Here is a 12,150-nt window from a genome sequence, read left to right on the forward strand (position 1 = left end):
ATATAATCTTATACAAATAAAAATTTACATATGAAAAGAAGAATCAAACATGTAACGGTTCTTGGTTCAGGAATTATGGGAAGCGGAATCGCTGCTCACTTCGCCAACATCGGCGTTGAAGTATCACTTTTGGATATTGTTCCTTTTGAACTTACTGAAGCTGAACAAAAAAAAGGTTTGACCAAAGATGACAAGGTAGTAAGAAACAGAATTGCTTCCGAAAACTTTGAAAAACTTAAAAAAGCAAGTCCTGCACTTCTGTATTCACCAAAGTTTGCAGACAGAATTAAAATCGGAAATTTCGATGATGATTTGCCGAAAATAAAAAACACTGACTGGATCATTGAAGTAGTAGTAGAAAGACTTGACATCAAGAAGTCTGTATACGAAAAAATTGAACAGTTCAGAAAACCGGGTACTTTAATTTCTTCTAATACTTCCGGTATTCCTATCCATTTCCTTACAGAAGGAAGAAGCGAGGATTTCAAAAAATACTTCGCAGGAACACACTTCTTCAACCCTGTAAGATACCTTCCTCTTTTAGAGATTATCCCAACTAACGATACAGATCCTGAGATCATCGATTTCTATATGAATTATGGAGCAAAATTCTTGGGTAAAACGACTGTTTTAGCTAAAGATACTCCAGCTTTCATCGCCAACAGAATCGGTGTATTCTCAATGATGGATCTTCTTCACAATGTACAGAAATTAGGACTTACCGTTTCTGATGTTGATAAATTAACAGGTCCAGTAATCGGGCGTCCAAAATCTGCTACATTCAGAACAGCTGACGTTGTAGGTCTTGATACTTTGGTAATGGTAGCCAACGGAGTTCGTCAAAGCGGTGCGGAAGCGAACGACTTTAATGATGTATTTGCTCTTCCTCCTTATATCCAGAAAATGATGGATAATAAATGGTTAGGATCAAAAACAGAACAAGGTTTCTATAAAAAAGTGAAAAATGCAGAAGGAAAATCTGAAATTCACGGATTAAACCTTGATACTTTGGAGTATGAACTTCAAGGAAAATCATCCTTCCCTACTCTAGAATTAACAAAAGCTATAGATAAACCGATTGACAGATTCAAAGTATTAATCGGTGGTAAAGATAAAGCTGGCGAATTATACAGAAAGTCTTTAGGGGCATTATTCGCATACGTTTCTCATAAAGTTCCTGAAATCTCTGACGAAGTTTACAAAATTGACGACGCGATGAGAGCTGGTTTCGGATGGGAAAACGGTCCATTTGAAATCTGGGATGCTGTAGGTGTTCAGAAAGGTATTGAACTGGCAAAAGATGCCGGATACGAGGTTTCTGACTGGGTGAAAAATGTAGAAACTTTCTATAAAGTTAATGACGAAGGACAAAGCATTTACGTTGATAAAAATTCAGGAGAATACAACAAAATCCCTGGTCAGGATGCATTCATCATCTTAGATAATATCAGAAAAAATAAAACACTTTGGAGCAATTCAGGTGCTGCTATTGAAGATTTAGGAGATGGTATCATCAACTTCGAGATCCGTTCAAAAATGAACTCTCTTGGAGGCGAAGTTCTTGACGGATTAAACAGAGCCATTGATTTAGCTGAAAAAGAATATGACGGATTAGTAGTTGGTAACCAGGGAGCTAATTTCTCTGTAGGCGCTAACCTTGCCATGATCCTAATGATGGCTATCGAGCAGGATTGGGATGATTTGAACATGGCGATCGCTTACTTCCAGAAATCAATGATGAGAGTACGCTACTCTTCTATTCCTGTAGTAGTTGCTCCTCACGGAATGACTTTAGGTGGAGGATGCGAAATGACCATGCATGCAGACCGAGTGGTTGCAGCGGCAGAAACGTATATCGGACTTGTAGAAACCGGAGTTGGAGTAATTCCTGGTGGTGGTGGTACTAAAGAATTGACTTTAAGAACTTCCAGAGAATTCCACAACGATGATGTTAAAAATAACAGACTTCGTGATGCTTTCATGAACATCGCCATGGGTAAAGTAGCTACTTCTGCCTATGAAGCTTATGACATGGGAATCCTTGAAAAAGGGAAAGACATCGTTTCTGTAAGCAAAAACAGACAGATTGCTGAAGCTAAAAAAGTAGCGAAACTATTAGCAGAACAAGGATATACTCAGCCCATCGAGCAAAAAGTAAAAGTTCTTGGTAAAGATGCACTAGGAATGTTCTACGTAGGAACAGACCAGATGCTAACCGGAAACTTTATTTCTGCACACGATAAAAAAATTGCTGATAAACTGGCCAACGTAATGGTAGGTGGAAACTTATCTGAACCAACAGTGGTAACAGAACAATATCTATTGAACCTTGAAAGAGAAACTTTCCTTCAGCTTTGTGGAGAAAGAAAAACTCTGGAGAGAATCCAATATATGTTACAGAACGGAAAACCATTAAGAAACTAGATTTTTTTGTAAAATGTAAAAAGTATTAATGTATTCACGATGCATAATTTTAGAGATTTAGAAGTTTGGTCAAAATCAATGAAGCTTTGTAAAATATTTTATCTGGCTTCAAACAGTTTTCCAAAAGATGAAATGTTCGGATTGACTTCCCAGTCAAGAAGAAGTTTATATTCAATTCCTTCTAATATCGCTGAGGGTGCAGGCAGAGATACAGATGCTCAGTTTTCACATTTCTTAAATATAGCATTAGGCTCTTCATTTGAATTTGAAACCCAGATATTAATTGCAAATGATTTAGGTTTCTTTAAAAATGATGATTTTAATATTATTTTTAAAGAAATCAAGCATATACAAAATATGTTAGCAAAATTGAAGCAAAAATTCAATACTTAAACATTTTAATCATAAATACATTTTACATAAATACTTTAATACAAAAAAAAATGAAAACAGCATACATAGTAAAAGGTTTCAGAACTGCCGTTGGAAAAGCTCCAAAAGGAAGTTTAAGATTTACAAGACCTGATGTAATGGCAGCTACCGTTATTGAAAAATTAATGGCTGAGCTACCCCAATTAGATAAAAACAGAATTGATGACCTTATCGTAGGAAATGCAATGCCGGAAGCTGAACAAGGGCTGAATGTTGCACGTCTGATCTCTTTGATGGGATTAAATACCGATAAAGTTCCGGGAGTAACTGTAAACAGATACTGTGCTTCAGGAAGTGAGGCGATCGCTATTGCTTCTGCAAAAATTCAGGCTGGTATGGCGGATTGTATCATTGCGGGTGGTACAGAATCTATGTCATACATTCCGATGGGAGGTTACAAGCCGGTTCCTGAAACAGATATCGCAAAAACAAACCCTGATTACTACTGGGGAATGGGTTACACTGCCGAAGAAGTTGCAAAACAATACAATATTACAAGAGAAGAACAGGATCAGTTTGCTTTTGAATCTCATATGAAGGCTTTAAAAGCTAATCAGGAAGGTAAATTTGCCAACCAGATTGTCTCGATTCCTGTAGAATATAATTTCCTGGATGAAAATCAGAAAATGCAGACTAAAAAATTTGATTTTTCAGTAGATGAAGGGCCTAGAGCTGATACTTCTTTAGCGGGATTAGCAAAATTAAGACCGGTATTTGCCAACGGAGGAAGCGTAACTGCCGGAAACTCTTCTCAGATGAGTGACGGAGCGGCTTTCGTGATGGTAATGAGTGAGGAAATGGTAAAAGAATTAGGATTGGAGCCTGAAGCTAGATTAGTGGCTTATGCTGCTGCCGGATTAGAACCAAGAATTATGGGAATGGGGCCTATCTATGCTATTCCAAAAGCATTGAAACAGGCAGGTTTAGAATTAAAAGATATTGATTTGATCGAGCTTAACGAAGCTTTCGCCTCTCAATCTGTTGCGATTAAAAAAGAATTAGGACTAAATCCTGATATCTTAAACGTAAACGGAGGAGCTATCGCCCTTGGACACCCGCTTGGATGTACAGGAACAAAACTAACAGTACAACTTCTTGACGAAATGAGAAGACGTGGCAACAAGTACGGAATGGTTTCTATGTGCGTGGGAACAGGTCAAGGAGCGGCTTCTATTTTTGAACTACTTTAAAAAAATGTACTGATGTATTTACGTAAAATGTATTTATGAAATCCAAATTAAAATCATCAATACATTTTACATGAATACGCCTATACAAAATGATTAATCGTTATAAAAACAAAATAATATATGGCTACATTAAAAGGCGGGGAATTCCTAATCAAACAGATTCCTGCAAACGAAATTTTCAGTATTGAAGAACTGAATGAAGAACAAAAGATGCTTCGTGATTCTGCGAAGGAATTTATAGATAGAGAAGTAGTTCCTCAAAGAGAACGTTTTGAGAAGAAAGATTATGCATTTACTGAAGAAACAATGCGTAAACTGGGCGAAATGGGAATGTTGGGAATCGCTGTTCCTGAAGAATACGGAGGTCTTGGAATGGGCTTTGTGACTACAATGCTTGCTTGTGATTATCTATCAGGAACTACAGGTTCATTAGCTACAGCGTATGGTGCACACACCGGAATCGGAACATTGCCAATCGTTCTTTACGGAACTGAAGAGCAAAAGAAAAAATACCTTCCTGATTTAGCAACGGGAACAAAATTCGGAGCTTACTGTTTGACTGAGCCGGATGCGGGTTCTGATGCCAATTCAGGAAAAACAAAAGCAAAACTTTCCGAAGACGGAAAACATTATATCATCAACGGACAGAAAATGTGGATTTCTAATGCAGGATTTGCAGATACATTTACATTATTCGCTAAAATTGATGATGATAAAAATATCACAGGATTTGTTATCAACAGATCTGAACTTGAAAATCCTGGAAGCTTAACTTTCGGTGAGGAAGAGCACAAATTAGGTATCCGTGCTTCTTCTACCCGTCAGGTTTTCTTCAACGACATGAAGATTCCTGTGGAAAATCTTTTAGGAGAAAGAAACAATGGTTTCAAGATCGCTTTAAATGCATTGAACGTAGGCCGTATCAAATTGGCTGCAGCATGTCTTGATGCACAGAGAAGAATCTTAAACCACTCTATCCAGTATTCTAACGAAAGAAAACAGTTTGGGGTTTCTATTGCAACTTTCGGAGCGATCAGAAAGAAAATTGCTGAAATGGCAACCGGAGTTTTCGTAAGTGAAGCAGGTTCTTACAGAGCAGCTAAAAACGTTCAGGATAAAATTGACGAATTGGTAGCAGGTGGATTAAGCCATCAGGAAGCAGAATTGAAAGGTGTAGAAGAATTCGCGGTAGAATGTTCAATCCTTAAAGTATTCGTTTCTGACCTTGCTCAACACACCGCAGACGAAGGAATCCAGGTGTATGGAGGGATGGGATTCTCTGAAGATACTCCTATGGAAGCTGCATGGAGAGATTCAAGAATTTCAAGAATCTATGAAGGTACCAACGAAATCAACAGATTATTAGCGGTAGGAATGCTTATTAAGAGAGCCATGAAAGGTGAATTAGATCTTTTATCTCCTGCCATGGCCATCAGCAAAGAATTGATGGGTATTCCTTCATTTGAAGTTCCTGATTATTCAGAATTCATGAGTGAAGAAAAAGCAATTATCGCAAATCTTAAGAAAGTATTCTTAATGGTTTCCGGAGCTGCCCTTCAGAAATACATGATGGATATTGAAAAACAACAGCATTTATTATTGAATGCTTCTGAAATCCTTAACCAGATCTACATGGCAGAATCTGCAGTATTAAGAGCAGAGAAACACTTCTCTCCTGAATCTGTAGAAGCAGCTATGGCTCAATTAAACCTTTACAAAGCGGTTGAGAAAATCATCACTGCCGCTAAAGAAGGAATCGTTTCTTTCGCTGAAGGAGATGAGCAGAGAATGATGCTTTCAGGATTAAGAAGATTCACTAAATATACCAACCATCCGAATGTAGTAGCGCTTACTGAAAAAGTAGCCGCTCACTATATCGAGAAAGGAGCTTATTAGTCTTTAATAACATAAATTTGATTCAGCGTCTCAATTTTTGAGGCGCTTTTTTGATCTTTATTAATTATGACATCCATTGAAATTAACGGCATTTAGTAATGTTATTCAAAAAAAATCATTATTTTTATTTTAAATAACATAACACATGAAAATTTTATTATTTCCAATACTCCTTATTTCCGTTACTTTTTCAGCACAAAAAAAAGACAATTTACTTCCTGTTCCCAAGGTGGATACCACAAAAATGGTTACTAAAGGGAAATTCCTGGGATATTTTGCTCTGAAACCAGATCAACCTCAAAAAGAACTTTACAAAATATTAACGGTTAAGCCCAATGATACCACTCTATATCTGGCTTTAAAAGAACCTTCAAAGGATTATTCACAATATAAAATTTTAAATACGATTACTCCTGATAGGCTTCAGGTCAATCGGAAAAAAATACTACCATCCAAATAACATAACACAAACTAAAAACTATTACCATGGGAAAATTTATTATCTCTAAAAGAACAAACGGAGACTTTCAGTTCAACCTCAAAGCTGGAAACGGGCAGGTTATTTTAACCAGCCAGGGATACAGCACCAAACCATCCTGCGAAAGTGGAATCGGATCTGTAAAGACCAATGCACAGGAAGATGCAAAATTTGAAAGAAATACGGCCAATGACGGCAGATGCTATTTTAATCTCAAGGCAGGAAACGGACAAATCATAGGAACCAGCCAGATGTATGAATCTGACAATGGCATGGAAAACGGAATAGAATCCGTAAAAAACAATGCTCCACATGCTCATATAGAGGATGAAACAAACTTGTAAAATCATTTAAAATATTCTTCATAAAATGTCTTATTTTTTTAAGGCATTTTTTATTTTTGTACTCTATTTTTCATTAGAAATGACAAAAGAAGAATTACTGAATAAAGCCATCAAAATCGCCGATAAGGCACATAAAGGACAAACCGATAAATACCATGCTCCATACATTGCCCATGTAATGCGGGTGATGAATTATGGTAAAACACTGGATGAAAAGATTGTAGGGGTTCTGCACGATGTTGTGGAGGATCACCCACTGGAATTCAGCCTGGATTATTTAAGATCGGAAGGATTTCCTGAATATATTATTTTTGCCATCAGCTGCCTTACAAAGCTTGATCCGGAAGAAGATTATGATGAATTCATCAAAAGGACTGAACGATCTCTCCTTTCTGTAGCAGTGAAGCTGAATGATCTTCGAGATAATATGGACCTTAGAAGAGTAAACAGAGAACTTACTCCTAAGGATATTAAGAGATTTAATAAATATCTGAAAGCCTATCGTTATCTGATAGAGAAATATTAATCAAGAAAAATTAATAAAAACACACATGACTAATAACCTACCCAAAATTTCATCGGCTTATCAATCTAAGCTGGTCTCTGCTATTGTATCCATCTCAGTTTTTTTTCTGATCTATCTGATACTCATACTCGCTTCTCTGCTCATGATATTCTTATTAGGATATGGAGCCATAAAAATGCTGAGTGTTTCTGTTAATTATTTTACAGTTTTAGGAGCAGCAGGAATCTTGAGTGTAGGCATTTTTGTATTTATCTTTCTTGTTAAATTTATTTTCAGAAAAAGCCATTACAGCACACGTCATTTGCTGGAAATCAACAGATCTCATCAACCTGAACTGTTTGCTATTATTGATGAAATCGTAGCTGAAACAAAAGTGAAAGCTCCTCAGAAAGTTTTTCTTTCTCCGGATGTAAATGCCAGTGTGAGCTATAATTCTGTTTTCTGGAGCATGTTTTTGCCGGTAAAGAAAAATCTGACAATTGGTGTCGGGCTTATCAACTCAACAAGTGTAGGGGAATTGAGAACAATTCTGGCTCACGAATTTGGGCACTTCTCTCAAAAAAGTATGAAAGTAGGTGGTTATGTAAACCAGGCTGAAAAAATAATTTTTGAAACGGTTTATAATAATAAAGACTACGAAAATTTTATCATGGAATTTTCCGGAGGGAATGCTATTTTTAAAATTTTTGGACTGATTTCCGTTAGTTTCATCAATGCATTTCAGTCTGTTCTTAAAAGTATGTCCAATTTTCTTTTCAAAAACCATGCTTCGCTGCAAAGAGAAATGGAATACCATGCCGATGCTATTTCAACCTATATTACCAATCCTGAAGAGCAGGCTTCATCTCTATTAAGACTGGAATTAAGTGATGTGGCCTTTACCCGTTCTTTTCATTTTTATGTTGAAAGCAATCAAAAATATCTTCCAAAAGACCTGTACAAGAACCAGTTTTCTTTGATGAAAATTTTATCCGAAAGAAATAACCACCCTTACGTCAACGGGCTTCCTAAAATAGATACTGAAGATCTTACCCGCTATAATAAATCCAGAATAGAAATTGAAGATCAATGGACTTCACATCCCGATATTTTAAAAAGAATTGAAAGGATTACAACCAACAATACCAGAAATACCGCTGCAGACCACAGACTTGCAAAAGAGATTATATGTGGATTTGATAAGATCTGCGAAATCATGACCTCGAAATACCTTACTTTACATACCGTGAAAAACGTAGGTGAAGTAATAGAGGATGAAACTTTTCTCAAACTTTATCTGGATAATAATATCTATCAGACCTTCAGTTTAAATTTCAATGGATATTACGAAACACATAATCCTGTCATAGAAAATATTGAATCTTTAATTTCTGATACGACCTCTCATCATAACGGAGATCTTTTCAGTGACAAAAAGGTATCTTTAATCTACGAAAAATCAGGAATAGAAGGTGATATTCAGACCCTTCAATATCTGGTTTCCTATCCAAAAGAAATAAAAACATTCAGATTTGACGGTACTTTATACAAAGCAAAAGATGCCGCAGGCCTTATTCCTCAACTGGAAAGCGAACTGAAAAGAGTAAAAGAAGAACTTCAGGAAAATGACAAAGTCATTTTTCAGCATTACTACCATATTTCCAACGAAGATATGAAGAAAGATCTCCTTAGCAAGTACAGGAAGTTGGCAGTATTAGACAGAGAATTCGATGTATTCCAGAAAAGCCTTAATGACTTTACAGGATACCTACAGTTTATGGCCGTTACTCTACCTTTTGAAGAAATTCGTAAACACAGAGCCAAACTCTTGAAAGCAGAAGAACCTTTTAAACAAAAGACTAAAGAACTGATCGAAAACTCAGCTTATAAAGATGCTTTAAAAGCTGAAGATAAAAACCTTTTACAGGAATTTGTAAACTCTGAATACATTTATTTCAACAAAGATAAATACCTTGAGCATGAAGTAAATGCCATATCATTAGTGATTGAAAAATATCAGATGGTACTGAATGATCATTATCTTAGTTCTAAACTGGAACTGTTAAATTTTCAGGCAGAGTTACATAAAAATTAATCCGCACCCGGGAAATCGTAAGTTTTCGTGTGATGGTCTGTTCCGTCGATATTGATGTTTAACGCAAGGTAAACGAAATGTAAATTTTTATTTCCTTTTGCTTCAAATTCGCGCTGCCACAGATATCCGCTCACAATACCGAAATACTCATCAATCTGATAGCCGAAACCACCATAAACTCTGTTTCTGGCGAAAGTAGGCTTCATCGGAGAGACAAAGAACACCTCGTCATAAGCATTGGCAAAAACAGTTCCTTTCTTGATGGTCTTGGCGTTCAAAGGAACACTTACGTTCAGACGGTATCTGTAACGCATTCTCTGGGAAGTCTGATCTGTCTTAGGTTCATAGAACCAACTCTTTTCAGCACGGAAACGGTTTTCAAACTTTACGATACCTTTCTTGATGTCGATAACATCCTGAAGCCATACCCTGAACTCTTCTCTGCTCAGGCTGTGCTCTTTATAGTTAACATATCTTCCAAGCCCCACGAAAGGTTTGTGGTTTTTGGTAAGATTATACCCTAATCCCCCTTTTATTTCGTAATAATCGGGGTAGGTATAATCTTCGTTACCACGCATCTGCCCTTCAGCATAAAGGAAAAATTTCGGATGAAACTTATAGGTCAGAGTCACTGCATTGAAGCTGGAAATGTGTTCCTGTGCTTTAAAAAAAGATATTCCAAGTAATAAACCTAAGCCTATAAGACGTTTCATAAAAAATTTTTGCAAATGTATATTTTTTAACAATTTGTTAATATTAACTTTTATTCATGTTCAAATTAACAATTACTTAATATTGATTGTATAAGAAAAACCAATATGGAACCATCTTTGCGGCATTCCCACCCCAAATGCTTCGGTATATTTTGTGTTGGTCAAATTGTTAATCAACACATACACTGAGTAATCTTTTTTAGCAAAGCTTAGTTTCTCATCTACAAGGTTATACGTTCCCAGATTTACTCTTTCATTATAGCGGTAAACAAGCTCATTGGTAAAGTTTTTCAGGAATTTCACCTCTAACTTGGAAACAAACTGATGTTTCAGATTGTCCAGAATATATCTTGAAACCACACCAGCTTTTTCTTCATATTTGCTGTCAATATATGTGTAGCCAACTGTATATTTTAACCAGTCTGTCGGTCTATGACTCCACTCTGCTTCGATTCCTTTGGTTTTGATATCTCCTACATTCTGAGCATACCATACTTTATCACTCAGGTCTTTTTTTACCCAATCAATAGAGTTGCTGGAATTTCTTAAAAACCCACTGATTTTTGCCAAAATTCTGTTATTTTGATATTGATAACCTACCTCTGATGACAAAGCATTTTCAGGCCGTAAATCCGGGTTTCCCTGTTCCGTTTTACTTACATAATAAAGTTCGGTAAAAGTGGGTACACGGTGTACTTTTGCGATGTTTCCGTAGATTTTAGAATTAGCATTAAAGTTATAGCCTACATCAAGCCCCGGATAGAAGAAATTTCCTTCCTTAGAATAATTGGCCCATGAAATTCCCGGACTGATGTTCAGTTTTTTATCCAGTAATGAAAAATGATGCTCAAAGAAAACCTGAGACACAAAACGATTTCGGTCACCCAAATTACTGCTTACTAAAAATTCTTTTCTCAATTCAACCCCAATTCCGGTTGTTCCCAATCCCCACTGATAGCTGGAATTCACTTCTCCACCCACATTATTTCCGATGTGCATATTTCGGTAAAAATCCGGATTCCATCTGTCATAAAGGTACATATCCTGTCCTCTTCTCCAGTATACATTAGAGTTAAGCTTTAGTTTTCCAAAAGTCTGCTGATGAGCCACACTTACGATAGAAGCCTGTGTTTCCTCATACTGTTTGGTAGCAGCACTGGAAGCATAAAAACCATTGGCACCGAATTTCTTTTCCGAAAACCCGGCCTGTACTCTTACATCTCCGTTTTTGATATTCAGCTTTCCCTGATAAAATACATTTCTGATTTCATAATCTGTATTGAACATATACCCTTCTGAAGAAGCAGAATTTGCCTGAAGAGAGTTCGTGAACTTTTCATTTCCAATCTGGGCATTCAATCCAAGACCATAAGAACCATAATCACCTCCTTCCGCACTGATTTTCACTTTCTTCCCTGGGGTAGTTTTGGTAACGATATTGATAACACCGGCATAAGCATTCTGTCCGAAACGTCTTGCTGCCGGGCCTTTAATAATCTCTATCTTTTCTACTTCATCCAGATCTACCGGAATATTCATATTATTATGTCCGGTCTGGGAATCATTCATCCTGATTCCGTTCAACAACAGAAGAACCTGCTCAAAAGAACTTCCACGAAAACCGATATCACTCTGCACGCCATTAGCTCCTCTCCTTCTGATATCCATTCCTGGTACCTGTTGAAGGATTTCGTCTATACTTTTAGCCGGAGAATTTACAATGTCTTCTCTGGTGATAACACTGATGTTCTGGTTGGCACTTTTATAAGGTGTAGAGATAAATTTTCCCTGAAATTCGATGCTTTCAATATCTGTTGTCTTTTCCTGTGCGTTTACCCAAAGTAAAGATCCCAGAAAAAAAGCACTTCCTATCTTTTTGATCATAATCGTTTCCGTAGTTTTTTTAACAGAGTCCAAAAGTAAGGGAGTTCACCAAGACAGGCAAATGATAGTTGTCATAAAAAAAGATGCAACGTAATGCTGCATCTGTGTGAGGGAGTAATTCTATCTTTTTCTCATTAAATGTGTAACTAGATCTCTGAATAATTTTCTCATTTCTATATTACATATTTA

Annotated in this window: 10 protein-coding genes; 8 read left to right on the forward strand and 2 right to left on the reverse strand. The window is 36.6% G+C overall.

Annotated features, from left to right (window positions below):
• Positions 1 to 30: 30 nt before the first annotated feature.
• The 8 genes from ACMA47_RS01045 to ACMA47_RS01080 all read left to right on the forward strand — a co-directional run bounded on the left by ACMA47_RS01045 (position 31) and on the right by ACMA47_RS01080 (position 9,364).
• Complete coding sequence (locus ACMA47_RS01045; RefSeq protein WP_114822154.1) at positions 31 to 2,424, forward strand: 3-hydroxyacyl-CoA dehydrogenase/enoyl-CoA hydratase family protein; 2,394 nt, start codon at positions 31 to 33, stop codon at positions 2,422 to 2,424.
• A gap of 39 nt (positions 2,425 to 2,463) precedes the next feature.
• Positions 2,464 to 2,817: a four helix bundle protein gene (locus tag ACMA47_RS01050; RefSeq protein ID WP_413928297.1), complete on the forward strand. Its 354-nt coding sequence runs from the start codon at positions 2,464 to 2,466 to the stop codon at positions 2,815 to 2,817.
• A gap of 50 nt (positions 2,818 to 2,867) precedes the next feature.
• Entirely contained in the window at positions 2,868 to 4,046 is a 1,179-nt protein-coding gene (locus ACMA47_RS01055; protein WP_121487666.1) for a thiolase family protein, read from the forward strand.
• Positions 4,047 to 4,166: 120 nt separating this feature from the next.
• Positions 4,167 to 5,942 carry an acyl-CoA dehydrogenase family protein gene (locus ACMA47_RS01060; RefSeq protein WP_034694302.1) on the forward strand — a complete coding sequence of 592 codons (1,776 nt, stop codon included), beginning with the start codon at positions 4,167 to 4,169 and terminating at the stop codon, positions 5,940 to 5,942.
• Between the two features lie 145 nt (positions 5,943 to 6,087).
• A complete protein-coding gene (locus tag ACMA47_RS01065) occupies positions 6,088 to 6,402 on the forward strand; it encodes a hypothetical protein (RefSeq protein ID WP_413928298.1) in 315 nt (104 codons plus the stop codon).
• A gap of 26 nt (positions 6,403 to 6,428) precedes the next feature.
• Complete coding sequence (locus ACMA47_RS01070; RefSeq protein ID WP_413928299.1) at positions 6,429 to 6,764, forward strand: YegP family protein; 336 nt, start codon at positions 6,429 to 6,431, stop codon at positions 6,762 to 6,764.
• A gap of 79 nt (positions 6,765 to 6,843) precedes the next feature.
• Complete coding sequence (locus ACMA47_RS01075; RefSeq protein WP_034694511.1) at positions 6,844 to 7,290, forward strand: phosphohydrolase; 447 nt, start codon at positions 6,844 to 6,846, stop codon at positions 7,288 to 7,290.
• A gap of 25 nt (positions 7,291 to 7,315) precedes the next feature.
• Positions 7,316 to 9,364, forward strand: a complete 2,049-nt coding sequence (locus ACMA47_RS01080) for a M48 family metallopeptidase (protein WP_413928300.1) — start codon at positions 7,316 to 7,318, stop codon at positions 9,362 to 9,364.
• On the opposite strand, the gene ACMA47_RS01085 is transcribed toward ACMA47_RS01080, so the two are convergent.
• Together ACMA47_RS01085 and ACMA47_RS01090 are read right to left on the reverse strand one after the other, a co-directional pair.
• A complete protein-coding gene (locus ACMA47_RS01085) occupies positions 9,361 to 10,077 on the reverse strand; it encodes a DUF2490 domain-containing protein (protein ID WP_413928301.1) in 717 nt (238 codons plus the stop codon). The genes ACMA47_RS01080 and ACMA47_RS01085 overlap by 4 nt on opposite strands.
• A 72-nt stretch (positions 10,078 to 10,149) precedes the next feature.
• Positions 10,150 to 11,961 carry a TonB-dependent receptor plug domain-containing protein gene (locus ACMA47_RS01090; RefSeq protein WP_413928302.1) on the reverse strand — a complete coding sequence of 604 codons (1,812 nt, stop codon included), beginning with the start codon at positions 11,959 to 11,961 and terminating at the stop codon, positions 10,150 to 10,152.
• Positions 11,962 to 12,150 lie beyond the last annotated feature (189 nt).

Source organism: Chryseobacterium sp. T20, assembly GCF_047345655.1.
In the GTDB taxonomy this organism is placed as follows: Bacteria; Bacteroidota; Bacteroidia; order Flavobacteriales; family Weeksellaceae; genus Chryseobacterium.